The 22,561-nt window shown below is 68.3% G+C and carries 19 protein-coding genes; 8 read left to right on the top strand and 11 right to left on the bottom strand.

The features are described 5' to 3' along the window. Window positions 1-34: 34 nt before the first annotated feature. Together J7I44_RS13360 and J7I44_RS13355 are read left to right on the top strand one after the other, a co-directional pair. Entirely contained in the window at window positions 35-1,321 is a 1,287-nt protein-coding gene (locus tag J7I44_RS13360; protein WP_209621745.1) for an O-antigen ligase family protein, read from the top strand. Then, window positions 1,314-2,093 carry a glycosyltransferase family 2 protein gene (locus tag J7I44_RS13355; RefSeq protein WP_209621744.1) on the top strand — a complete coding sequence of 260 codons (780 nt, stop codon included), beginning with the start codon at window positions 1,314-1,316 and terminating at the stop codon, window positions 2,091-2,093. Before J7I44_RS13360 ends, J7I44_RS13355 begins: the two co-directional genes overlap by 8 nt. Here the strand turns inward: J7I44_RS13355 and lpxL are convergent. Then, on the bottom strand, window positions 2,084-2,995 hold the full coding sequence (gene lpxL, locus J7I44_RS13350; protein ID WP_209621742.1) for an LpxL/LpxP family Kdo(2)-lipid IV(A) lauroyl/palmitoleoyl acyltransferase: 912 nt from the start codon (window positions 2,993-2,995) through the stop codon (window positions 2,084-2,086). The genes J7I44_RS13355 and lpxL overlap by 10 nt on opposite strands. Window positions 2,996-3,402: 407 nt before the next feature. Here lpxL and waaA point away from each other — a divergent pair, with 407 nt between their 5' ends. Next, window positions 3,403-4,665, top strand: coding sequence for a lipid IV(A) 3-deoxy-D-manno-octulosonic acid transferase (gene waaA / locus J7I44_RS13345; protein WP_209621740.1), 1,263 nt, complete (start codon window positions 3,403-3,405; stop codon window positions 4,663-4,665). Window positions 4,666-4,715: 50 nt separating this feature from the next. On the opposite strand, the gene J7I44_RS13340 is transcribed toward waaA, so the two are convergent. Together J7I44_RS13340 and J7I44_RS13335 are read right to left on the bottom strand one after the other, a co-directional pair. Next, window positions 4,716-6,056 carry a TolC family outer membrane protein gene (locus J7I44_RS13340; RefSeq protein WP_209621738.1) on the bottom strand — a complete coding sequence of 447 codons (1,341 nt, stop codon included), beginning with the start codon at window positions 6,054-6,056 and terminating at the stop codon, window positions 4,716-4,718. Between the two features lie 29 nt (window positions 6,057-6,085). Beyond that, window positions 6,086-6,745 carry a protein-L-isoaspartate O-methyltransferase family protein gene (locus J7I44_RS13335; RefSeq protein ID WP_209621736.1) on the bottom strand — a complete coding sequence of 220 codons (660 nt, stop codon included), beginning with the start codon at window positions 6,743-6,745 and terminating at the stop codon, window positions 6,086-6,088. A 353-nt stretch (window positions 6,746-7,098) separates the two neighbouring features. Between J7I44_RS13335 and J7I44_RS13330 the strand changes: the two genes are divergently transcribed. Both J7I44_RS13330 and J7I44_RS13325 read left to right on the top strand, forming a co-directional pair. Beyond that, window positions 7,099-7,749 (top strand): TetR/AcrR family transcriptional regulator, encoded by a 651-nt coding sequence (locus tag J7I44_RS13330; protein WP_209621733.1) that lies wholly within the window; start codon window positions 7,099-7,101, stop codon window positions 7,747-7,749. Between the two features lie 93 nt (window positions 7,750-7,842). Then, window positions 7,843-8,460 (top strand): ferritin-like domain-containing protein, encoded by a 618-nt coding sequence (locus J7I44_RS13325; RefSeq protein ID WP_209621731.1) that lies wholly within the window; start codon window positions 7,843-7,845, stop codon window positions 8,458-8,460. A 187-nt stretch (window positions 8,461-8,647) separates the two neighbouring features. On the opposite strand, the gene ppa is transcribed toward J7I44_RS13325, so the two are convergent. From ppa to J7I44_RS13295, 6 genes are all read right to left on the bottom strand, one after another. After that, complete coding sequence (gene ppa, locus J7I44_RS13320) at window positions 8,648-9,181, bottom strand: inorganic diphosphatase (protein ID WP_209621728.1); 534 nt, start codon at window positions 9,179-9,181, stop codon at window positions 8,648-8,650. Between the two features lie 306 nt (window positions 9,182-9,487). Next, a complete protein-coding gene (locus J7I44_RS13315; protein ID WP_209621725.1) occupies window positions 9,488-10,318 on the bottom strand; it encodes a 2OG-Fe(II) oxygenase in 831 nt (276 codons plus the stop codon). A 46-nt stretch (window positions 10,319-10,364) separates the two neighbouring features. Next, complete coding sequence (locus J7I44_RS13310) at window positions 10,365-12,479, bottom strand: prolyl oligopeptidase family serine peptidase (protein WP_209621722.1); 2,115 nt, start codon at window positions 12,477-12,479, stop codon at window positions 10,365-10,367. A 303-nt stretch (window positions 12,480-12,782) separates the two neighbouring features. Then, window positions 12,783-14,807, bottom strand: coding sequence for a sodium-translocating pyrophosphatase (locus J7I44_RS13305; RefSeq protein ID WP_245188182.1), 2,025 nt, complete (start codon window positions 14,805-14,807; stop codon window positions 12,783-12,785). A 361-nt stretch (window positions 14,808-15,168) separates the two neighbouring features. Continuing rightward, the gene (locus J7I44_RS13300; protein ID WP_209621716.1) at window positions 15,169-15,480 is read right to left on the bottom strand and encodes an RcnB family protein; all 312 of its coding nucleotides are present in this window, start codon (window positions 15,478-15,480) and stop codon (window positions 15,169-15,171) included. Window positions 15,481-15,609: 129 nt separating this feature from the next. Further along, entirely contained in the window at window positions 15,610-16,872 is a 1,263-nt protein-coding gene (locus tag J7I44_RS13295) for a 6-phosphofructokinase (RefSeq protein ID WP_209621713.1), read from the bottom strand. Window positions 16,873-17,044: 172 nt separating this feature from the next. Between J7I44_RS13295 and J7I44_RS13290 the strand changes: the two genes are divergently transcribed. Both J7I44_RS13290 and mpl read left to right on the top strand, forming a co-directional pair. Then, the gene (locus J7I44_RS13290) at window positions 17,045-17,629 is read left to right on the top strand and encodes an adenylate kinase (RefSeq protein ID WP_209621711.1); all 585 of its coding nucleotides are present in this window, start codon (window positions 17,045-17,047) and stop codon (window positions 17,627-17,629) included. Window positions 17,630-17,784: 155 nt separating this feature from the next. Next, window positions 17,785-19,140, top strand: coding sequence for a UDP-N-acetylmuramate:L-alanyl-gamma-D-glutamyl-meso-diaminopimelate ligase (gene mpl / locus J7I44_RS13285; RefSeq protein WP_209621708.1), 1,356 nt, complete (start codon window positions 17,785-17,787; stop codon window positions 19,138-19,140). A 37-nt stretch (window positions 19,141-19,177) separates the two neighbouring features. Here the strand turns inward: mpl and J7I44_RS13280 are convergent, their stop codons facing one another. Together J7I44_RS13280 and J7I44_RS13275 are read right to left on the bottom strand one after the other, a co-directional pair. Next, window positions 19,178-20,581: a hypothetical protein gene (locus J7I44_RS13280; RefSeq protein ID WP_209621705.1), complete on the bottom strand. Its 1,404-nt coding sequence runs from the start codon at window positions 20,579-20,581 to the stop codon at window positions 19,178-19,180. Further along, window positions 20,578-21,501, bottom strand: coding sequence for an ABC transporter ATP-binding protein (locus J7I44_RS13275; protein ID WP_209621702.1), 924 nt, complete (start codon window positions 21,499-21,501; stop codon window positions 20,578-20,580). The genes J7I44_RS13280 and J7I44_RS13275 overlap by 4 nt, the downstream gene beginning before the upstream one ends. Window positions 21,502-21,629: 128 nt before the next feature. On the opposite strand from J7I44_RS13275, the gene J7I44_RS13270 reads away from it, so the two are divergent. Continuing rightward, window positions 21,630-22,451: an SDR family oxidoreductase gene (locus tag J7I44_RS13270; protein WP_209621699.1), complete on the top strand. Its 822-nt coding sequence runs from the start codon at window positions 21,630-21,632 to the stop codon at window positions 22,449-22,451. The last annotated feature ends 110 nt before the right edge of the window (window positions 22,452-22,561 follow it).

The raw sequence follows: 22,561 nt of genomic DNA, 5'->3' as shown, positions 1-22,561 counted from the left end.
GGGTGGCAAGCTCGCCGTCCTCTACAATCGGCCGATGCCCTCGACCCAGCCGATTGCCGCCGCCCTGCGCTCGCCACTGCTGCCGTTCTGGCTGGTGATCGCGCTGCTGCCGGTCGGGCGCAGCTCGGAACTGGGCACGCTGCTGTGCCTGATCGGCGCGATCCTCCTGTTCGTACGTCACCCGCGAGCACTGCGCGGGCACGCCGGGGCGCGCCTGCTGCTGGCCCTGCTGGCCTGTTATGTCGGTGCGGCGCTGCTGTCCTCGTTCGATGCGGTGGCGCCCGGCAAGAGCTGGGGTACCACCGCGGGCCTGCTGCGCTACGTGCCGCTGGGGTTGTATGCCTGCTTCGCGATCCGCCGCGCCGAGCGACTGCGTGCGCTCCTGTTCGCGGTCGCGGTGGTCGTCGCGTTCTGGGTTGCCGATGCGTGGGTGCAGGCGTTCACCGGCTTCAGCCTGGGCGGACACGCCGACGCCGAACGTGTCTCGGGCATTTTTGGCGCGGACAACCTCAAACTCGGCCCCACCCTGTCCGTGCTCGCGCCGTTCGCCCTGTGGGCGGCGCGCGATCGCTGGGGGCGCACTGGCCTGGTGCTGGCGTTCCTGCTGCTGCTGGGGCCGGTGCTGCTGGCCGGTTCGCGCGCGGGCTGGCTCTGCTACGGCCTGGTCGCGCTGGCGTTTGCCTGGCGCGAGGCCGGCTCGGCGCACCGGTTCGCGCTCTGGTGCGGCCTGGGCCTGGTGCTGGTGGGGCTCGCCGGCACGTTGGCCTGGCGCACGTCCGGTCGCTTCCAGGACCGCATGGAGCGGACTCTGGCCGTGTTCGCCGACGAACCGCAGGGCCTGGACGAGGCGCTCACCGGCCGGCCGGCGATCTGGCGCGCCAGCGTGCGAATGCTGGCCGACCATCCCTGGAACGGCGTGGGCGTGCGCGGCTTTCGCTATGCCTATCCTGACTACGCACCGGCCAACGACCATTTCGTGGTCGAGGAAGCCTGCGGCGTGGGCGAGGGAGCCTGCCACGCGCACCAGGTGGTGCTGGAAGTGCTGAGCGAGACCGGCGTGGCCGGTTTGGTGCTCTGGCTGGGCGCAACTTTCCTGGCGCTTCGCGCGTGGCGCCGGCAGGGCCCGGCGGCGCGCGCACGGGCGTTCCCGGTGACGGTGGCGTTGGCGGTGATGCTGTTCCCGCTCAACACGCACCTGGCCTTCTATTCAGCCTGGTGGGGACTGCTGTTCGCCTGGCTGCTGGGATTGTGGTGCGCGGCGCTGTTCCTGGAAGAAAACGTCGTCGAGACGGACGCTGTGATGGACGCGCGCGATGCGTGAGCCGCTGTCGGTCGTGGTGACGACCTACAACAGCGCGCAGACGCTGGAGGCGTGCCTGGGTTCGGTGGCATGGGCCGAAGAGATCGTCGTGCTTGACTCCGGCTCGACCGACGCCACTGCCGCGATTGCCCGGCGCCACGGGGCGCAATGGCACGAGCAGCCGTTCGCTGGCTACAGCGCGCAGAAGCAGGCCGCGATCGACCTCGCCAGGCATCGCTGGGTATTGCTGCTGGATTCGGACGAGGCGCTTCCGCCGGATGCCGCAGCGCGCGTGCAGCGCGCGCTGGAGGCGCCGGCCTGCGCGGGCTATCAATTGTGGCGGCGCGAGTGGGTGTTCTGGCGCTGGCAATCGCCGCGCGCGCGGCTGAATCATTACGTGCGGCTCTTCGATCGCGGGCGCGCGCGCATGAGCGGACACAGCGTGCACGAAGCGGTCGAGGTGGACGGGCCGGTCGACAGGCTCGACGTCGTGCTGGACCACTTCGGCGAACCGGACATTGCCGGACGCGTGGACAAGGCCAACCGCTACTCCACGCTGCAGGCGAATGAGGACGCCCGGCGCCAGCGCGCCTGGCTGGGCTGGCGGCTGATCGCCTATCCGACGATCGCGTTCCTGCGTTACTACCTGCTGCGCGGCCACTGGCGCGCCGGCTGGGCAGGCTTCATCGCTGCGCGGGTGCATGCCTTCTATGCGTTTCTCAAGTACGCCAAGCTGTACGAATCGCGCGTGCGCAACGCGCCTGGCGCGGTACGCCACCCGCGTCAGCGATAGACCGGCGGCGCGCCCGGCGGGCGGGTCTTGAAACGCTTGTGCACCCACAGGTACTGCTCGGGGGCGGCGCGCACCATCTGCTCGATGCTGGTGTTGACGCGCGCCGTGTCGGCGGCTGCATCGCCGTCCATTGGCAGTGGCGCGCCCAGCCGCATGGCATAGCCGCCTTCGGGCAGGCGATGGTGGAAGAACGGGATCACCTGGGCCTGGCCCATCCGAGCCAGGTGCGTGGTGGCCGTGATGGTCGCTGCGGGCACGCCGAAGAACGGCACGAACACGCTGTCCTTGCTGCGCATGTCCTGGTCGGGGGCGTACCAGATCGTGCCGCCGCCACGCAGGTACTTCACGGTGCCGCGGATGTCGTCCTTTTCGAACATGGCTGCCGCGTAATGCAGTCGCGCGCGCAGCACGGTCCACTCGAAAACGGCCGAGTCCATCCGGCGATACATGCCGGCGATCGGGATGCGTTGCGAGATCAGGCGTGCGCAGAGTTCCAGGTGCGAGAAATGCCCGCCCACCAGCAGCACGCCATGGCCTTGCGCACGCGCCGCTTCCAGGTGTTCCAGGCCCTCGATGCGGGTGGGGATACGCGCGATCGCGCGGTCGGAACCCATCCAGCCGAGTGCGAACTCGACCAGCATCAGGCCGATGTCGGTCAGGTGCGCCTCGACCAGCGCATCTTGCTGGCCGGCGTCCAGTTCGGGAAAGCACAGTGCGATGTTGGTCTGGGCGATCCGTCGCCGGCGCGAGGGCACGTGCCGGATCAACGCACCGAGCGTGCGGCCCAGCCCCAGCAGCCATCGGTAGGGCAGGCGGGCGATCAGCCAGATCACGCCCACGCCCAGCCAGGCGAGCCAGTGGCGCGGTGCAAGCAGGGCGGGGTCGAAGGAGGGGCGGGGCATGCCGGGCATCCGGGGGATTGTAGCGTCGAAGCCCTGATTCATTCGGGGGAGGGCCGATGCAGTCGCGCCGCGCCAAGCCCCAACGGCGCTCCCTCGAGCCTGGTTGCTCACCACGGCCTCTTCCGGAAGGCCCGAACAGTGTTGAGTCCGATCATCGAGGAGTTTCGGAGGAGAGCTTCGACTGTCTCCACCGGCGACGTGTCCCCGCGAGAGCAGGAGGCGCTTTTCAACAGCGAGTGCGGGTTCTCCCATCCTGGTTCGCTCGTCAGAGCGACCGATTCCCGCCGTCGCGGCCATGCCGCCGGCAGCGTTGAGGAGGCCGGATTACGCGGCGCCCATCGGGCCCGCAGCAGAGCGCGCGCAGGGCACCGCCTATAATCGCGCCATCCCGACCGTCAGGCCTGCCGTTGCGCTACTTCTATACCTTCGTGATGTACCTGGCGACGCCGTTGATCATGCTTCGCCTGTGGATCCGTGGCGCGCGCTACGGCAACTACCACCGGCGCTGGCCCGAGCGCTTCGGCTTGTTCCAGCGCCCGCAGTTCACCGGCAGCCTGTGGGTGCACGCGGTATCGGTTGGCGAGGTCAACGCGGCCGAGCCGCTGATCAAGGCGCTCAGGCACGACTACCCCAACGCGCCGCTGGTGGTCACTACGGTGACACCGACCGGGTCGGCCCGCGTGCATCAGCTGTTTGGCGACAGCGTGTTCCACGTCTACCTGCCTTACGACCTGCCCTTTGCGGTGCATCGCTTCCTGAAGCGCGTGCGTCCGCGACTGGCGCTGATCGTGGAGACGGAAATCTGGCCCAATCTCTACTTCGCCTGCCGACGTCGCGGCATTCCGCTGATGATCGTCAACGCGCGGCTGTCCGAGCGCTCGATGCGCGGCTACCGGCCGCTGCTCTCGCTGGTGCGACCGGCGTTGCGCACGGTCAGGCAGATCGCGGCGCAGTCGCGCACCGACGCGGCGCGCTACCGGCTGCTTGGCGCGGACCAGGCCAAAGTGATGGTCAGCGGCAACCTGAAGTTCGACATGCCCGTCCCCGATGGTGCGGTGGACGAGGGGGCGGCCCTGCGCGCGCAATGGGGGGCACGGCGCCCGGTGTGGATTGCCGCCAGCACGCACGAGGGCGAGGAGCTGGCAGTGCTGGAAGCGCACCTGGACGTGTTGCGCCGCCTGCCCGATGCCTTGCTGCTGATCGCGCCGCGCCATCCGGAGCGTTTCAAGCTGGTCGAGCACTCGGCGCGCAGCCTGGGATTCAGCGTCGCCACGCGCAGCGTCGAGCGCGTGCCCGGTGCGCACCAGGTGTTCGTGATCGATGCGATGGGCGAGTTGATGCCGTTCTATGCGGCTGCGGACCTGGCCTTCGTCGGCGGCAGCCTGGTGCCGATCGGCGGGCACAACGTGCTTGAACCGGCGGCGTTGGCGCGACCGGTACTGGTCGGCCCGCATACCTTCAACTTCGAGGAGATCACTCTCACGCTGATCCGCGAGGGCGGTGCCGACCGCGTCGAGCACGTCGATCAGCTGGGCCGCCACGTGCTCGAACTGTTGCGCGACGAACGTCGGCGTACGCAGATGGGCTGCCAGGCACGACGCGTGTTCGACAGCGAGCGCGGCGCCGTGGCGCGGGTGATGGAGCTGATCAACCGCGTGCTGGGGGAATAGTCCGGCGGCAGGCATCACCCTCCCCGGCGCGGCCGGGGAGGGCGATCACATTACTGAAGCAGCGAGTTGACCGCCTCGATGTCCTTCACGTCGATGGTGCCGGCGGCCTGCTTGAGCTGCAGCTGGTCCAGGATCAGCGCATGTCGCGACTGCGAGTAGCTGCTCTCGGCCTGGGTCAGCGTCTGGATCGCGTTGAGCACGTTGAGCATCGTCTGCGTGCCGACGTCGAAGCCGGCGCGGGTGGCTTCGAGCGCCTTCTGGCCGGATTCGACCGAGGCCTTGTTGGCCTCCACCTGGCTGATGCCGGCGATCACCGAGCGGTAGAAGTTGAGCGTGTCACGGGTCACCTGGCGCCGCTGGGCTTCCAGCGAATCCTCGGCGGCATCGCGCTGGTAGATCGACTGGCGCACGCGCGACTGCGTGGCGAAACCGGAAAAGATCGGTACGTTGAGCGTGATGCCTACCGTGGTGCCGTAGCGGCCGTTGCGGTCGGCAAAAGCGCCGCGCATGTTCTCCAGCCAGTTGGCCGACGTGCCGCGGCTGACCGATGCGTTGATCGTCGGCAGGTGGCCGGCGCGGGCGGAGTTCACCGCGTGGGAAGCCGCTTCGACGTTGTACTGCTGGGCGATCACGCTCGGGTTCTTCTTCTGCGCCTGCTGCACCCAGGCGTTCGGATCGGCCGGGTTGGGCGGCACCATCGGCAGGTCATCGCGCAGCTGCTTGAGGTCGCCGACCGGCTTGCCGGTGATCTGGGCGAGCGCTTCGCGGGCATCGTTCAGCGCATTGTTGGCGGCAACCGTCTGCGCCTTGGCCAGCTCGTAGTACGACTTGGCCTGGTACACGTCGGTGACGGCCGACAAGCCCACGTTGAAGCGCTGCTCGGCCTGTTCGTAGGACTGCCGGAAGGCATCCTCGTTGGCCTTGGCGTACGCCAGTTCGTCCTGGCTGGTCAGCACGCCGAAGTAGGCGGCGGTCACGCGCACCAGCAGTTCCTGCAGCGCCGCGTCGTACTGCGCGCCCTGCGAATCGGCCTGCGACTCGGCGGCATGCAGGTCGGCGATCTTGCTCAGATCGAGGATGGTCTGGCTCAGCTCCAGCGACTCGTCGCGGCTGCGCAGGTGACCGGCGTTGATCGGTGCGCCACCCTCGGTAACGGTCTGCGCGTTGGCGCCGCTGGACTGGCTGAAGGTGGCGCGGCCGGACAGCTGCGGCAGCAGCAGGGCGCGGCTCTGGGTCACGTTCTCGCCCACCGACAGGCGCTGCGCCTCGGCCTGGGAGAGCACCGGGTCATTGGCGCGCGCTTGGCGGTAGGCGTCCATCAGGTCCTCGCCGTGACCGGGCAGCGAGATCGCCGACATGGCCAGGGCGAGGGTCAGCAGCTTCAAGCGCATCGGGGTTGCCTCATGCAATCGATAGGAAGTCAGAAAACGAAACGTCGGGGCGGCTCGGCGTGAGCCAGATACGGCAGGTCGGTCTCGAACAGGTACTCCTCGCGGAAGCCGCCGGCGCCGGCCTGGGTCAGCAACACGGCCTGCTGCACCGGCGACTCGCCGCGGATCGCCAGCAGGCGCCCGCCCGGCTTGAGCCAACCCAGGAACCGCGGCGGGACCTGCCACACGGCGCCAGTCACCACGATGGCGTCGAACGTCTCCTGCGGCTGCCACTCCTGCACCGCGTCGGCGGTCACCAGGGTGGCGTTGGCGATGCCGGCCGCGGCCAGGCGCGACTGCGCGGTGGCGGTGAAGTCGCCATGCACGTCGACGCTGGTCACGTGTGCGGACAGCTTGGCCATGCAGGCGGTCAGGAAGCCCGAGCCGGTGCCGATCTCCAGCACGCGGTCGGTCGGCTGCAACTCCAGCGCCTGCAGCACGCGGCCCTCGATCACCGGCTTCATCATCACCTGCCCATGTCCGATCGGCAGGCACAGGTCGGCGAAGGCGAGCTGGCGGTGTTGCGGGGCCACGAAATCCTCGCGGCGCACCTGCGCCAGCGCATCGAGCACGCGCGTGTCGAGCACGTCCCAGGGTCGCACCTGGTTCTCGACCATGTTCTGCCGTGCCTGTTCGAAATTCATCGCCATGGTCTTACGTCCGCAAGAATCAAAAAGATCAAAAGGATAAGCGTTCGGAGGCCGTCGCGACAGTGAGGGTTAGCGTGCGGCCTGGCGGCGGGTGTCCGAAGTGCCGGAAGTCACCGCGCCGAATTGACGGAAGTCATGCCCGGCGCGGTGTCCGCGGACAGTGGCCCCCAGTGCGGGCATGCGCATTGACGTTCGTCAACCGGCATGGGACCTGCATGGCGGTACACTGCGCACAGGGACGATCGGCAGTCCAGCGCCTGACTGCGTCCATGGAAACTGGAAATAAGTAAACCGATCCGTATAATAAAGTGCTTGTCCGTGCTTGTGAAGCTGCTCCCGCCCAAGGTGTCACCATGAATTGTCCCGCCCACGCCAAGACTGCCGGCCCCGGTCGCCCCAAGGACATGGAGAAGCGCGCGGCGATCCTGGAGGCGGCCAAGGCGCTGTTCATCCGCAATGCCTTCGCCGGCACCAGCATGGACGCCGTGGCGGCCGAGGCGGGCGTGTCCAAGCTGACCGTCTACAGCCATTTCGGCGACAAGGACAATCTCTTCCGCGAAGTGATCCGCGCCCGCGTGCAGGACCTGCTGCCGGAGGAGACCTACCACTTCGATCCGCGCGAGGACATCGCCGAGACGCTGCTGCGCGTCGCGTTGACCCACGCAAAACTCGACTGCAACGCCGAAACGGTCGGTACCTTCCGCGCGATCCTCTCCGACTGCCGCCAGGGCAACCCCCGCTACGGTCGGCTGATGTGGGAAGAGGGCGCCACGCGCACGCATGGCCTGATGGAACGCCTGCTGCAACAGGCGGTTGACGCCGGCAAGCTGCAGATCGACGACGTGCCGCGCGCCTGCGTGCAGTTTCTCACGCTGATCAAGGGCAACCTGATGATGCGGCAGATGTTCGGCTGCTGCGAATGCCCGGACAGCTATGCCGCGGAGATCGAGGCGACCGCACGCGCCGGCGTGCAGATGTTCCTGCGCGCCTATTTGCCGCGCTGAGGCGTCAAGTCCACCCTTCGCGGCGCCGCTTCACCAGCGTTTCGCGCCCCCTCCACTAGCCTGTCGCGGATATCCACCATCCGAGGGACAGACATGGCAAGCAAGCCGTTCCTGACCGACATCGAGGCCATCCGCAAGCGTGCCCGCGAGCACATCGACCAGGGTGCGATCACTGCGGGCTACACCGCCGATCGCGAGACCGTGATCAAGCTGCTCAACGAAGCGCTGGCCACCGAGATCGTCTGCACGCTGCGCTACAAGTACCACTACTACATGGCCTCGGGCATCCACTCGCAGGCGGTCAAGGCCGAGTTCCTCGAGCATGCGCAGCAGGAACAGGAGCACGCCGACCGCATCGCCGAACGCATCACGCAGCTCGACGGCAAGCCGAACTTCAATCCCGACGGTCTGCTCAGCCGCGCGCACGCCGACTACGCCGAGGGCGCCGACCTGCTCGACATGATCAAGGAAGACCTGATCGCCGAACGCATCGCCATCGACACCTACCGCGCGATCATCGAGTACATCGGCAGCGATGACCCGACGACCCGCCGCATCATGGAAGAGGTGCTGGCACAGGAAGAGGAACACGCCGAGGACATGGCGACCCTGCTGGCGCAGCTGGGCGAAAAGGGCGAGCCGGCCCGTCCGGCGCAGGCCCAGCCGGCCGCGCAGCCATCATCCAACGCCGGCTCTGGCTGGCAGCACTGAAAGATTGCCGGCCCCGTGCGAAGGGCCCCGGATTGACTGGCGCACTTTGCAGGAACCCGCTTGCGGGCGTGTTTTTTCCCGAGGTGCGCGAAGAGCATCGCCCGCAACCGGACGCCTACGGAAAGTCAATCGACCAACACAAAAAGCGCGCCGCCAGGGATGGCGGCGCGCTTTTGTCTGGAGTGGCTTACTTGGCTGCCTTGTAGCGCTCGACGCCAGCCAGGATCTCGGCCTTGGCCTCGTCGGCGCCGACCCAGCCGTCGACCTTCACCCACTTGCCCTTCTCCAGGTCCTTGTAGTGCTCGAAGAAGTGGCCGATGCGCTCGAGCCAGTGCGGCGAGACACCCTTGATGTCGCTGATGTGCGCGTAGCCGGGGAAGATCTTCGGCGCGGGAATGACGACCAGCTTCTCGTCGCTGCCGGCTTCGTCCGACATCTTCAGCATGCCGACCGGAATGCAGCGGATCACCGAGGCCGGAATCAGCGGCAGCGGAAGGATCACCAGCGCGTCCAGCGGATCCCCGTCGCCTCCCAGCGTGCCCGGCACGTAGCCGTAATTGCACGGGTAGCGCATCGGCGTGGACAGGATGCGGTCGACGAAGATCGCGTCGCTCTCCTTGTCCACTTCGTACTTGACCGGCTCGGCATCCTTGGGGATTTCGATGACGATGTTGATTTCATCCGGCACGTTGCGGCCGGCGGGGACGTGGTGCAGACCCATGGGAATCCTTCGGAGGGAACGAAAAAAGCGAGGCGCGAAAGGATACGGCAAACGCTGCTGCAATGCAGCGAAGGGGTGGTCGGTGTTTAGCGGGCGGCTATCCGGAGGCGCTTCCTGCAATACAACGAAGCCGTTTGCGAAACGCCGTTCGCCCTAAGCGAAACGAACGAAATCGAAGGTCCGCCGCAGCGCAAGCACGTGCTCCCGAAGCGGATCCAGCGGATGAGCTGGAGTTCGCCGGCTCGACTCGAGTACCACCGGCCTACGCTCGGCGCGATCGGATCGGCGATCCCGAGCGGCAGGCTGTCAGCGCAGCGGTCGCTCGCGCAGCCACTTGGTGGCGATCCACTTCTCGCCGCGGATCACCGGCAGACCCGCGTGCAGCGAGCTGGTGTCGCCACCCTCGTACGCGAAATAGACGGCCGAACCGGCCAGGGCCGTGACCGTCAGCCCGACGTTTGGAAACGCGGTGCCGCCGCCTTCCTCGGGCGTGTTCAGGTACATCACCACGCTGGCGATGCGCTGGCCGCCGCGCGCGGTGACCGCCGCGTAACCCGCCTGGGTGGGATCGAACCAGTCGTAATGCGGCTCGTACTCCTGGCCGGGCAGGTAATGCAACACCTGCAGGCCTTCGCCGTGTTCCACCGGCAGATCGAGCAGCTTTGCCAGGCGCGCCTCGATGTCGCGCACCAACGGCGTCTCCCCCAGCTTGAAGAACATCCCCGCGCTGGTACGGCGTTCGTCGACCTGGTGCTTGCCGTCCTCGGCCACGGTCCTGGCGCGGTCCAGCCGCGGCCGGGCGGCTTCGATAAGCGCCGCGCATTCGTCGAGGTCGAGCAACCCGTCGAGTACGCGCACGATGGGTGCTTCCATCGAGGTGCTCACGCGTACCTCGCGCGCGCCGACGGTTATCCGCGGGGCGGCCGGTGCGGTGGTGCGCCGGCCGTTCGGTGCGCTGGCGTTGATCGAGCTCAGTGGAATCTTCAGCACCTCGGCGACCGCGCTGCGGCATTGGGCCGGCGGATAACCGGCCTCCTTGAGCAGCTTGAGCACGTCCGGCACGCCGTGGCCCGCGCGCGCGGTCGCCAGGATCCATTCGCGCAACTGGGGGGTGATGCTGCCGGAAGAAGCTCTCATGCGTCGGGCGTGGAAGTCTGCGGCGGCCGGGTGGCCGCCGGAAGCCTCATTTTACGTGCTGCCACAGCCAGGTGTATTCGAGCGCGTGCATGAAGGCCGACTGCTTGTTGTCCGCCGCGCCACCATGGCCGCCCTCGATGTTCTCGTAGAAGTCCGCGTCGTAGCCCATCGCCTGCATCTTCGCGGCCATCTTGCGCGCGTGCGCGGGACCGACGCGGTCGTCGCGCGTGGAGGTGGTGAAGAGCACCGGCGGGTAGTGCTTGCCCGGCTGGGCGTTCTGGTAGGGCGAGAAGGTCTTGATCCAGGCCCACTCGGCCGGCTTGTCCGGATCGCCGTACTCGGCCATCCAGGAGGCACCGGCGGACAGGTGCGTGTAGCGCTTCATGTCCAGCAGCGCGACCTGGCTGACGATCGCCCCATAGAGCTGCGGATAGAGCGTGAGCATGTTGCCCATCAGCAGGCCGCCGTTGCTGCCGCCCATCGCGGCCAGGTGCGCCGGCGAGGTGACCTTGCGCTTGATCAGGTCGTCCGACACCGCCGCGAAGTCCTCGTAGGCGCGCAGGCGGTTGGCCTTGAGCGCGGCCTTGTGCCAGCGCGGGCCATACTCGCCGCCGCCGCGGATGTTGGCGATCACGTAGACGCCGCCGTGTTCCAGCCAGGCGCGGCCGATGCTGCCGCTGTAGCTCGGTTGCAGCGAGATCTCGAAGCCGCCGTAGCCGTACTGCAGCGTCGGGTTGCTGCCGTCGAGCCTGATGTCCTTCGGCGCGATCTCGAAATACGGCACGCGGGTGCCGTCCTTCGAGTGCACGAAGTGCTGGCTGACCTGGTACCTGGAGCCGTCGAAGAACTCCGGGCTGTGCTTGATCGCCTCGGCGTCACCCTGGCCGAGCGTGCCGTAGTAGAGCGTGGTCGGCTGCAGGAAGCCGGTGACGGTGAGGAAGTAGTCGTCGCTGGCGTCCTCGTCGATGCCCGCGGCATCGATCGAGGAGAGCGCCGGCGCGCCGCGCAGTGGCTGGCGCTTCCACGCGCCCGGCTGCGGGGTGAGTACTTCGAGCCGGTTCACCACGTCGTCCATCACGTTGAGGATCAGATGGTGGCGCGTCCAGGAATAGCCGTCCAGCGCGGTGGTGTCGGTCGGTTCGAAAAGCACCGTGATGTCACGCTTGCCCGCCATGAAGTCGTCGAAGTTCGTCGCGAGTAGCGAGCCGGCCTTGTAGGTGTGGCCGCCGACGGTCCAGTCGCTCCGCGGTTCGATCAGCAGCCACTCGCGCTCGACGCTGGTCTCGGCGTCGGTGGGTACGTCGATGCGGACGAGCTTGCCGTCCTTGCCCAGCAGGTAGCTCTCGCTGTCGTAGAAGGCCAGCGCGCGCTGCACGAAGCTGCGTTCGTAGCCGGGCGTGAGGTCGCGGTACGCGCTGACGGCGAGGTCCTCGGGCTTGCCTTCGTAGATCGTCTTCGCTTCGGCGAGCGGGGTTCCGCGCGCCCACAGCTTGGCGATGCGCGGATAGCTCGACTCGGTCATCGAGCCGGGGCCGAAGTCGGTACCGACGAAGATGTGGTCCTGGTCGGCCCAGGCCACCTGGGTCTTGGCCTCGGGCAGCTTGAAGCCGCCTTCGACAAAGGCTTTGTCGTGGAGGTCGAACTCGCGCACCACCTCGGCATCGGCGCCGCCGCGCGAGAGCGAAAGCAGGCAGCGGCGGTAGTCCGGCTTGAGGCACTGCGCGCCGTGCCAGACCCAGTTCTCGTGTTCGGCCGCAGCGAGCGCGTCCAGGTCGAGCACCGTTTCCCAGGCCGGTTCCGCCTTGCGGTATTCGGCCAGGGTGGTGCGCCGCCACAGGCCCTTGGGATGGGCCTTGTCGCGCCAGAAGTTGTAGTAGTGGTCACCCAGCTTCTGCACGAACGGGATCCGCTCGTTCGAATCCAGCACTTCGAGCAGGCGGGCGTCGAGCCGCTTGAATTCGCTGGACTGGGCGTAGTCGGCGACAGTGGCCGCGTCCTGCTGCTTGACCCAGTCCATGGCGCGGGTTCCGTCGATGTCTTCGAGCCAGAGGTAAGCGTCGTCGGGGGCGTGCGCGCCGGCCGGCGCGGAGGTCTGTGCGTGTGTCATGCCTGCCAGTGTGAGGCCCAGTGCGAGGGTGAGCCAGCGGGTGGTGTGGGTCATGTTCGGTATCCCCTGTGGAACCGGTGAGTGTGGCTGGTGGGGTGGTGGAGTGCCTGTGAGCAAAGTCAGGGCGTGCGCTCTGCTCCCTCTCCCCTCAGGGGAGAGGGACGGGGTGAGGGGTCGGGGCTCGCGGGAACTTCGCGCATGCCTTGGACAAAGGGAAGGCCCGCAAGGGGCCTTCGGGTAGGTGATTTACCGCAAGAGTGGCCCCTCACCCCAACCCTCTCCCCGGAGGGGAGAGGGAGCGAACGTGCTATGCGGGTTCGCCTGTTGGGTGGTGTAGCGACCGTGGGCTTTCCGCGATCACAACAACGGGATCAATAAAAGCGCCACGATGTTGATAATCTTGATCAGCGGATTGACCGCCGGCCCGGCCGTGTCCTTGTACGGATCGCCCACGGTGTCCCCGGTGACCGCCGCCTTGTGCGCTTCCGAACCCTTGCCGCCGTGGTTGCCGTCCTCGATGTATTTCTTGGCGTTGTCCCATGCGCCACCGCCGGTGGTCATCGAGATGGCCACGAACAGGCCGGTGACGATGGTGCCGATCAGCACGCCGCCGAGCGCCTTCGGTCCCAGCAACAGGCCGATCACGATCGGCACCACTACCGGTAGCAGCGATGGCACGATCATCTCGCGGATGGCCGAGCGGGTGAGCATGTCCACCGCCTTGTCGTACTGCGGCTTGCCGGTGCCCTCCATGATCCCCGGGATGGTGCGGAACTGCCGGCGCACCTCTTCCACCACTGCGCCTGCCGCGCGGCCTACCGCCTCCATCGCCATGGCGCTGAAAAGGTAGGGGATCAGGCCGCCGATCAGCAGGCCGATGATCACCATGTGGTCGGACAGGTCGAAGGTGAAGGTCTGGCCGGCGTTGTTCACCGCCAGGTTGTGCGTGTAGTCGGCGAACAGCACCAGTGCCGCGAGCGCCGCCGAACCGATCGCGTAGCCCTTGGTCACCGCCTTGGTGGTGTTGCCCACGGCGTCCAGCGGGTCGGTGATGCCGCGTACCTCAGGCGGCAGGTCGGCCATCTCGGCGATGCCGCCGGCGTTGTCGGTGATCGGGCCGTAGGCGTCCAGCGCCACGATCATGCCGGCCATCGACAGCATCGAGGTGGCCGCGATCGCAATCCCGTACAGGCCGGCCAGGTGGAAGGCCCCCCAGATCGCCAGACAGACCACGATCACCGGCCACGCGGTGGCCTTCATCGAGACACCCAGCCCCGCGATGATGTTGGTGCCGTGGCCGGTGGTGGAGGCTTGGGCGATGTGGCGCACCGGCTTGTACTGCGTGCCGGTGTAGTACTCGGTGATCCACACGATCAGGCCGGTCAGCACCAGCCCGATCAGCGCGCACCAGAAGATCGCCATGCTGTCGATGCCGCCGTTGGCGGTCGGCAGGCCCTGCGGGAGCAATTTGCGCGTGACGAACCAGAAGCCCACCGCCGAGAGCACCGCCGAGACGATCACGCCCTTGTACAGCGCGCCCATGATCGAGCCGCCTTCGCGCACCTTGACGAAGAAGGTGGCGATGATCGACGCGATGATCGATACGCCACCGAGCACCAGCGGATAGAGCACGGCGTGGGGGTCGGCGGTGAACATGAGGCCGCCGAGCAACATGGTGGCGATCACCGTCACCGCGTAGGTTTCGAACAGGTCGGCGGCCATGCCGGCGCAGTCGCCCACGTTGTCGCCCACGTTGTCGGCGATCACCGCAGGGTTGCGAGGATCGTCCTCGGGAATGCCGGCCTCGACCTTGCCGACCAGATCGGCGCCCACGTCCGCACCCTTGGTGAAGATGCCGCCACCCAGACGCGCGAAGATCGAGATCAGCGAGCTGCCGAAGGCCAGGCCGACCAGCGGGTGCAGCGGGTCAGGCACGCCCAGGTGGTTGAGGACCATCCAGTAGCCGGTCACGCCCAGCAGCGCCAGACCGACCACCAGCATGCCGGTGATCGCGCCGCCGCGGAACGCCACGTCCATCGCCGCGCGCATGCCGTGGCGCGCCGCCTCGGCGGTGCGTACGTTGGCGCGTACCGAAACGTTCATGCCGATATAGCCGGTGGCGCCCGAAAGCACCGCGCCGATGAGGAAGCCCACCGCCGTAGGCCAGCCGAGGAAGAACCAGATCAGTGCCAGCAGGATGATGCCCGCCAGCGCGATGGTGCCGTACTGGCGGTTGAGGTAGGCGCGTGCGCCTTCCTGGATGGCCGCGGCAATCGCCTGCATGCGTTCGTTGCCGGCCGAACGGCTGACAACCCAGCGTACCGAGACCAAACCGTAGAGTATCGCCAGAACCGCGCACCCCAGCGCGATCCACAACCACATACCGTCCTGCTGCTGCATTCGGTGCCTCCCCAGGTGAGTGAATACCGCCACAGGCGGGTTGCCTCACGGGCAGCTCGCCCCAGTCCGCTGAAACAGCGGCCTCGGCGAGTATAGGCAGGGGTTGTGTGATTGATTGTTGTGCGCCGCAACGGGCACGGGCACCCGCTCCCCCGGGCACCGCCGGGGGAAATGGTGGGGAGGCCTTCGGCTTACGTCCCGTTTCAGCCGCATCCCCGCGACGGCGCGCCCGCCCCCAGGTCAGGGCGCCGCCGGCGGGACCTGCGGCCTGCAGCTTTCGGATGACCGGAAAAGCACGCGGCCGGAGCGTTGCCGCCCCGGCCGCGAGATCGAACCGCGTACCTCAGTTGAGCACGTAGTCCAGGATGATCCCGGTGGCGATGGCGACCAGCACGTAGTCGTTGTTGTCGTCGCGAACCCAGTGGTAGCCGCGCGGCGGCGGGCGCAGGCGCACGCGCTCGTAGTCGTGCACGACGATGACCCGGCCGTCGTAGCGGTGCCCGCGCTCCCAGCGATGGTGGCGGTGGCCGTGCCAGCCCTCGTCGTGGCCGTGCTTGTCGTGACCGCGCCCGTGGCCGCGGTCATGATCGGCCAGCGCCGCGCCGCTGGCGGCAAGCAGGGGCAGGGCGAACAGGGCGCTCAGCAGGATCTTCATTCGTGTCTCTCCCTTGGCCGGGCGCGGGCCCGGGTGGTTTGCAGCGTAGGAATCTGCGACTGAACGCATGGTAGCCGCCTGCACACCGCCTTCACGTGACGCTCAGCAAGGAAACGGGCGCCTGCCGTCTCAGGGGAAGGCAGGCAGGCGCCTGGCTACCGCCATGTTGCGCAGGGCGACATAGGCGGGCAGGCCGTCCTTGCCATAGGGTGGCGGCGCCTCGCCGCGGATCAGCGGCGACAGGTAGCGGCGCGCGGCCTCGGTGATGCCAAAGCCATCGCGGCGGATGAAGCCCTTGGGCAGCTTCTTTTCGCGATTGGCGATCTTCTTCAGCTCCGCCGGTTCGATCTTCCAGCGGTAGGGCGCCTCGGAGGTGCGCACGATCACCGGCATCACCGCGTTCATGCCGGCCAGCGCGAACTCCACCGCCGCGCGGCCCACCGCGTAGGCCTGCAAGGCGTCGGTGGCCGAGGCGAGGTGGCGGGCCGAGCGTTGCAGGTAGTCCGGCAGCGCCCAGTGCACCTTGTACTTGAGCTTGTCCTTGACCAGTTGCGCCAGCACCGACGCGGCGCCGCCCAGTTGCGCGTGGCCGAAGGCGTCGCGCGTGCCGCCTTCGGCAAGGAAGCGCCCGGCGGCGTCGCGCACGCCCTCGGAGGCGACCACCGTGCACCAGCCCACGCGCTCGACCGTGGCCTTCACCTTGGCCAGGAACGCCGCCTCGTCAAACACGTTCTCCGGAAACAGGATGACGTGCGGGGGCGCGTCCGGGCCCTCGCCGGCCAGGCCCGCGGCGGCGGCGATCCAGCCGGCGTGGCGGCCCATCACCTCCAGCACGAACACCTTGGTCGAGGTGTCGGCCATCGAGGCGACGTCCAGGCTGGCCTCCAGTACCGACACCGCCGTGTACTTGGCCACCGAGCCGAAGCCGGGGCAGCAGTCCGTCACCGCCAGGTCGTTGTCCACCGTCTTGGGCACGCCGATGCAGTGGATGTCGTAGCCCATCGCCTTGCCCAGCTGGGAGATCTTCAGCGCGGTGTCGGCCGAGTCGTTGCCGCCGTTGTAGAGGAACCAGCGAATATCGTGCGCCCGCAGCACCTCGATCAGGCGCTCGTACTCGGCGCGGTTGTCCTCCAGCGACTTGAGCTTGTAGCGGCAGGAGCCAAACGCGCCCCCCGGCGTATGCCGAAGGGCGGCGATCGCGGATTTCGATTCCTTCGTGGTGTCGATCAGGTCCTCGCGCAGCGCCCCCAGGATGCCGTTGCGCGCCGCGTAAACGGGCACGCCCTTCGCGCGCGCCGTTTCGATCACGCCGGCGGCGGTGGCATTGATCACCGCGGTGACGCCCCCGGACTGGGCGTAGAGCAGGCGGCCGGAACGGGAAGCAGGACTCATGACGATCTCCTTGGCAGGCACGGGCACGTGCCCTTGCGAAACAGCGACTTGGCGCGCATCCGGGTGCGGCTCGGTTTGACGCTGCCGGGTCCCAGACGGTACTTTGACGCCCCTTGGGTGAAATCTGACGAACCGCCGCAGCGTGCGTGCGGACCACACGCCCTGGAGCATTATGCGACTCGTCCTACTCGGTGCGCCCGGTTCGGGCAAAGGCACGCAGGCCGCGCGGCTGAAGGCCGACCTCAACGTACCGCACATCTCCACCGGCGACATGCTGCGCGCCGCGGTGGCCGCCGGTACGCCGCTGGGCGTGAAGGCCAAGGCGGTGATGGATGCCGGCCAGCTGGTCTCCGACGACATCCTGCTGGGCATGCTCGAAGAGCGCCTGGCACAGGACGACGCGCGCAACGGCTTCATCCTGGACGGTTATCCGCGCAACCTGGCGCAGGCCGACGCGCTGGATCACCTGCTCTCGCGCATCGGCCAGCCGCTGGACGCGGTGGTCAAGCTCGAAGTGCCCAACGAGGCGATCGTGGGCCGCTGCCAGATCCGCTTCCAGGCCGAGAAGCGCGCCGACGACAACCCCGACACGGTGCGCAAGCGCCTGGGCGTGTATGCCGAACAGACCGCCCCGGTGGCAGACTTCTACGCCAAGCGCGGCAAACTGCAGGTCGTCGATGGCGTCGGCGAACTGGACGACGTGACCGCCCGCATCAAGCGCGCGCTGGAAAGCGAGTCGGCCGCGGCCAACGGCTGACGGAATCTGCTCCCTCTCCCCTCCGGGGAGAGGGCCGGGGTGAGGGGGCGCCCGGAGCGTAATCTCCCACCCGCAAGCCCCGTACCCTCACCCCCAGCCCCTCTCCCGGCGGGAGAGGGGAGTCCCATCCGGCGAGAGGGAGGGTTTCGGAACACATGCGCCTGCACATCCTCGGCATCTGCGGCACCTTCATGGGCGGCGTCGCCGCCCTCGCGCGCGAACTGGGCCTGACCGTCGAAGGCTCCGACGCCGCCGTCTACCCGCCGATGAGCACCCAGCTCGAAGCGCTGGGCATCCGCCTGATGGACGGCTATACGGCCGCACACCTGACCCCTGCGCCGGACCTGGTCGTGGTGGGCAACGCGATGACGCGGGGCAATCCGGCAGTCGAGCACATGCTCGATGCGCGCCTGCGTTACGTGTCGGGCCCGCAGTGGCTGGGCGAGACCGTGCTGGCCGGACGCGAGGTGCTGGCAGTGGCCGGTACCCACGGCAAGACCACCACCACCAGTCTGCTCTCGCACCTGCTCGAGAGCGCCGGCAGGGCCCCCGGCTTCCTGGTTGGCGGCGTACCGGGCAACTTCGGCGTTTCCGCGCGACTGGGCGCCAAGTCCGCGCCGTTCGTGATCGAGGCCGACGAGTACGACACGGCGTTCTTCGACAAGCGCTCGAAGTTCGTCCATTACCGCCCGCGGATCGCCATCCTCAACAACCTCGAGTACGACCACGCGGACATCTTCCCTGACCTGGCCGCGATCCAGCGCCAGTTCCATCACCTGGTCCGCACCGTGCCGGGCAACGGCCGGCTGATCGTCAATGCCCATGACGACAACCTTGCCGAAGTGCTCACGATGGGCTGCTGGACGCCCGTGGAAACCTTTGGCATCGGCCGGGGCGACTGGCAGGCGCGGCTGGTCGAACCCGACGGTTCGGCCTTCGTCGTGCAACACTGGGGCGAGGCGATCGGCGAAGTGCGCTGGTCGCTGCTGGGTAACCACAGCGTGCTCAACGCGCTGGCGGCCCTGGCTGCCGCCAGCGCGGCCGGTGCCGATCCGCGCGTCCTGCTGCCGGCATTCGGCAGCTTCCAGAGCGTCAAGCGGCGCATGGAACAGGTGGGCGAGGTGAACGAGGTGTGCGTCTACGACGACTTCGCGCACCACCCCACCGCGATCGCCACTACCCTCGCCGGCCTGCGGGCCAAAGTAGGCAAGGCGCGCATCCTGGTGGCACTGGAGCCGCGTTCCAACTCCATGCGCCTGGGCGCGCACGCGGCAGGCCTGGCGCCATCGCTGGCGGACGCGGACGCGGTGGTGTTCCTGCACCGCCCGGAGCTGCCATGGGACGCCGCGCGGGTGACCGAGGCGCTGCAGGGCCGGGGCCGCACCGCGCCGACGGTCGATGCGCTGATCGAAGCGCTGCGTGCCCAGGCGCGGCCGGGCGACCACGTGGTGTTCATGTCCAACGGCGGTTTCGAGAACGCGCCGCGCCGCTTCGTCAAAGCGCTGGTTTGACGCCTTGCTCCCCTCTCCTCCGGCAGAGGGCAAGTCGTCACGCTAGCGGTGCATCGAATAACGGCGCGCGCCGCCGATACTCGCGCTGCGCGGCCAACCACGTTCCCAGTCCGAAGCCGAGCGTGAGCAGCGCGAGCAGCCCCCCGCCGAAGACATAGCCCAGGGCACCGACCAGCCAGACGCCGGCCCAGTACGTCGCCATCGTGCCGATCAGCACGGCGGCGTTGACCAGCTGCCGCCCCACCGTGTTTTGCGGCCCAATCAGGTGCACCGCCAATGCCACCAGGCCGCCGCCGGTCGCCACCACGAGCGTGACCAGCAGCATCAGGCCCGGTTGCGCGGCATGGGTCAGCACGATGCCCAGGACGGTGTAGGCCAGGGCGGTCACGGTCCCGATCGGCACCAGCACCAGCAGGGCGTCGGCCAGCGTCTGCTGGTACTCGGCGCGCGTGGCCGGCGCCAGCGTCAGATAGAGGTCGGCGAGGTTCGGGCGCATGCGCTGCATGCCACGACCGATCTGCGGGAAGCGGGCCAGCGCGATCAGCACGGCATAGGCGCCGACGACGGTCGCATTGAAATGCTTCCGGTGCAGCGCCACCACCACGTACAGCGTGGCGAACACCGCCATGACCGTGATGCGCAGTCCGATCGCCGCGGCGTTGTCGTGCGGCAGCAGCAGGCGGCGCACGAGTGTGCGGCGTCGAGCGGCGGATGGCCGCTCGCGGTAACGGGCCAGCGCACGTTCCATCGCCTGCTGCGCGATCGCATCGAACCAGCCCTCGAAGCGCCGGCCGAGCGCACTGCGCCGCGGCGCCGTGTCGGCGCTGGCGCTACGTCCGAGGCTCAGCCCTTCCAGCGGCGAGGTATCCGCGGGCCGGTCGACCACGCGCAGCATCGGATGCAGCGCGAGCCGCAGCAGCAGTAGGGCCAGGAGCAGCAGCAGAGGCAGCGTCAGCGGGGAGTGCAGCGCGTCCTGCACGATCGCTGCGGCCAGGCCCGGCATCCAGCCGGCCAGCACCAGCAGCGGCCAGAACAGCAGGCTCACCCAGCGTTCCACGCCCATCGCGAAGCCCATCACCGCGGCGAGCAGCAGCAGCGCGCCGCCCAGCGGGACGTGCGGCACGCCCAGGGCCAGCGCCAGCAGCGCGGGTAGCCCGACCCAGGTCACCGCGTCGAGCAGGCCGAAGGCCGCCAGCCGGCGGCGGAAGGCAGGCAGCAGGAAGGTCTCCGGCTGGCAGGCGCCGCGCAGCGTGGTGGCCAGTCCCAGGTGCCAGAACCAGCTGCCCATCGCCAGCACGCCGGCGCCCAGCGCTGCACCGTCGGCATGTGGCGTGATCCACACCAGGCAGCCGATCGCCGTCAGCCACAAAAGGTGGGCGAGGACGCCCAGCAGCGGCATCTGCCGGCTCGGCAGCAGCCAGAGCTGGGCGATCGCCCTCATGCCAGTTCCACGAACAAGTCTTCCAGCGTGGGCATCTCGATGCGCAGGCTGGCGTCCTCGTCCTTGGCAAGCTGGTGCAGTCGCTCGGCCGGCACGTCTTCCAGCAGCAGGTGCAGGCTGGCGCCGGCGATGCGTGACTTGATCACGCCGGGCAGCGCTGGCGCCGTCGGCCAGCCGGCCGGGCGATTGAGCACCGCATGGGACAGGCGCGCCTTCAGCTCGGCCAGCGGTCGGGTGAACTGGATGTGGCCGTCGCGCAGCAGCGCGATATCGGCGTCGGCGCGCTCCAGGTCGGCGGTGATGTGGGTCGAGAAGATCACCGTCTTGCCCGGCCCACGCATCAGCGCAAGCAACTCGGCCATGAAGGCGCGCCGCGCCTGCGGGTCGAGACTGGCGACCGGCTCGTCCAGCACCAGCAGGTCCGGTTCCGGCGCGATCGCGCGCACGATGGCCAGTTTCTGCCGTTGTCCCTGCGACAGCCGACCGATCTTCTGCTTCGGATCGAGCTCCCACTCCTGCAGCAGGCGTGCGGCCAGCGCGTGGTTCCATCGCGCGTAGAAGGCGGCTGTGAAGTCCAGGTAGGCGCGCACCTTCATCCACGGGAACAGCTCGAAATTCTGCGGGACGAAGCCGACCCGGTGCAGGCGTTCGCCGCCCGGCTCGGTCATCGGTGCGCCGAACAGCTCGATCGCGCCGGCGTCGATCGGCGCCAGGCCGAGCAGGCAGCGCAACAAGGTGGTTTTGCCGGCGCCGTTGCGGCCAAGCAGGCCGATCACGCGCCCGGCCGGCACCTGCCAGTCGACCCCGCGCAACACCTCGCGTCCTTCGAAGGCCTTGCGCACGCCGTGCACACGCAGGACCGGCTCGGCAGGGGTGGTGGCCGCCGTGGGAGGGGAGGGAAAAGGCAGTAGCGTGGCCATCGGCGATCATCCCGGTCCAGACCGGAGCACTGTGGGGGGCTGCGTTTCGCCCGTCCAGTGATGGTTGTCATCCGGGCCCGTGCGGCCGGCGGAGTATCCTGCCGCTTCCCCACCAGGCACGCCCCGCTATGGACGACTCGCTGGCCGGCAAGACCCTCTTCATTACCGGCGCCTCGCGCGGCATCGGCCTGGCCATTGCGCTGCGCGCGGCGCGGGACGGCGCCAACATCGTGATCGCCGCCAAGAGCGGGGTGCCCAGCCCGCGGCTGCCAGGCACCATCCACACCGCGGCGGCGGCCGTGGAGGAAGCCGGTGGCAAGGCGCTGGCGCTCAAGGTGGACATCCGCGAGGAAGAGCAGGTGCGGTCGGCAGTGGCGCAGGCGGCCGAACGCTTCGGCGGCATCGACATCCTGGTCAACAACGCCAGCGCGATCTGGCTGGCCGGCGTGGAAGATACGCCGATGAAGCGCTTCGACCTGATGCACCAGGTCAACACGCGCGGTACGTTCCTGGTCACCCAGGCCTGCCTGCCGTTGCTCAAGCGCGCAGCCAACCCGCATGTGCTGATGCTGGCACCGCCGCCGAGCCTGGATCCGAAGTGGTTTGCCCCGCATACCGCCTACACCATCGCCAAGATGGGCATGAGCCTGTGTGTGCTGGGCATGAGCGGGGAGTTCGCCCCGCTCGGCATCGCGGTCAATGCATTGTGGCCGCGCACGGTGATCGCTACCGCTGCCATCGGCATGATCGAGGGCGTGCGGCCGGAGCAGTGCCGTACGCCAGACATCGTCGCCGACGCGGCCCACGCCATCCTGACGCGTCCGGCGCGGGCGTACAGTGGCCATTTCGACCTCGACGAAGACGTGCTGCGAGCGCAGGGCGTGGTCGATTTCGACCGGTATGCCGTCCAGCCGGGCGCAGCGCTGCTGCCGGACCTGTTCCTGGGTTGACCTCGCCTTCACAACATCTGTCGTTAGGTCTTACACCCGGTTTTGTGATATCCATCACAGTCCGCCGTCCCGGACGGGCGGCATCCCAGTCGGCAGGGGCCGGCTGATCG

Origin of the sequence: Frateuria flava, assembly GCF_017837635.1 — a bacterium.
In the GTDB taxonomy this organism is placed as follows: domain Bacteria; phylum Pseudomonadota; class Gammaproteobacteria; order Xanthomonadales; family Rhodanobacteraceae; genus Frateuria_A; species Frateuria_A flava.
The sequence above is the reverse complement of the archived record's forward strand: the minus strand, read 5'-3'. Positions and strand labels throughout refer to the sequence as shown.

Excerpts from the sequence above, each read along its gene's own strand:
- J7I44_RS13335 (WP_209621736.1), bottom strand. The coding sequence starts at position 6,745 with ATGGCGATGAATTTCGAACAGGCACGGCAGAACATGGTCGAGAACCAG.
- lpxL (WP_209621742.1), bottom strand. The coding sequence starts at position 2,995 with ATGCCCCGCCCCTCCTTCGACCCCGCCCTGCTTGCACCGCGCCACTGG.
- J7I44_RS13280 (WP_209621705.1), bottom strand. The coding sequence starts at position 20,581 with ATGAGGGCGATCGCCCAGCTCTGGCTGCTGCCGAGCCGGCAGATGCCG.
- J7I44_RS13295 (WP_209621713.1), bottom strand. The coding sequence starts at position 16,872 with ATGAGTCCTGCTTCCCGTTCCGGCCGCCTGCTCTACGCCCAGTCCGGG.
- J7I44_RS13305 (WP_245188182.1), bottom strand. The coding sequence starts at position 14,807 with ATGTGGTTGTGGATCGCGCTGGGGTGCGCGGTTCTGGCGATACTCTAC.
- J7I44_RS13325 (WP_209621731.1), top strand. The coding sequence starts at position 7,843 with ATGGCAAGCAAGCCGTTCCTGACCGACATCGAGGCCATCCGCAAGCGT.
- J7I44_RS13355 (WP_209621744.1), top strand. The coding sequence starts at position 1,314 with ATGCGTGAGCCGCTGTCGGTCGTGGTGACGACCTACAACAGCGCGCAG.
- mpl (WP_209621708.1), top strand. The coding sequence starts at position 17,785 with ATGCGCCTGCACATCCTCGGCATCTGCGGCACCTTCATGGGCGGCGTC.
- J7I44_RS13300 (WP_209621716.1), bottom strand. The coding sequence starts at position 15,480 with ATGAAGATCCTGCTGAGCGCCCTGTTCGCCCTGCCCCTGCTTGCCGCC.
- J7I44_RS13330 (WP_209621733.1), top strand. The coding sequence starts at position 7,099 with ATGAATTGTCCCGCCCACGCCAAGACTGCCGGCCCCGGTCGCCCCAAG.
- J7I44_RS13340 (WP_209621738.1), bottom strand. The coding sequence starts at position 6,056 with ATGCGCTTGAAGCTGCTGACCCTCGCCCTGGCCATGTCGGCGATCTCG.
- J7I44_RS13360 (WP_209621745.1), top strand. The coding sequence starts at position 35 with ATGCCCTCGACCCAGCCGATTGCCGCCGCCCTGCGCTCGCCACTGCTG.
- J7I44_RS13310 (WP_209621722.1), bottom strand. The coding sequence starts at position 12,479 with ATGACCCACACCACCCGCTGGCTCACCCTCGCACTGGGCCTCACACTG.
- J7I44_RS13315 (WP_209621725.1), bottom strand. The coding sequence starts at position 10,318 with ATGAGAGCTTCTTCCGGCAGCATCACCCCCCAGTTGCGCGAATGGATC.
- J7I44_RS13290 (WP_209621711.1), top strand. The coding sequence starts at position 17,045 with ATGCGACTCGTCCTACTCGGTGCGCCCGGTTCGGGCAAAGGCACGCAG.
- J7I44_RS13275 (WP_209621702.1), bottom strand. The coding sequence starts at position 21,501 with ATGGCCACGCTACTGCCTTTTCCCTCCCCTCCCACGGCGGCCACCACC.
- ppa (WP_209621728.1), bottom strand. The coding sequence starts at position 9,181 with ATGGGTCTGCACCACGTCCCCGCCGGCCGCAACGTGCCGGATGAAATC.
- J7I44_RS13270 (WP_209621699.1), top strand. The coding sequence starts at position 21,630 with ATGGACGACTCGCTGGCCGGCAAGACCCTCTTCATTACCGGCGCCTCG.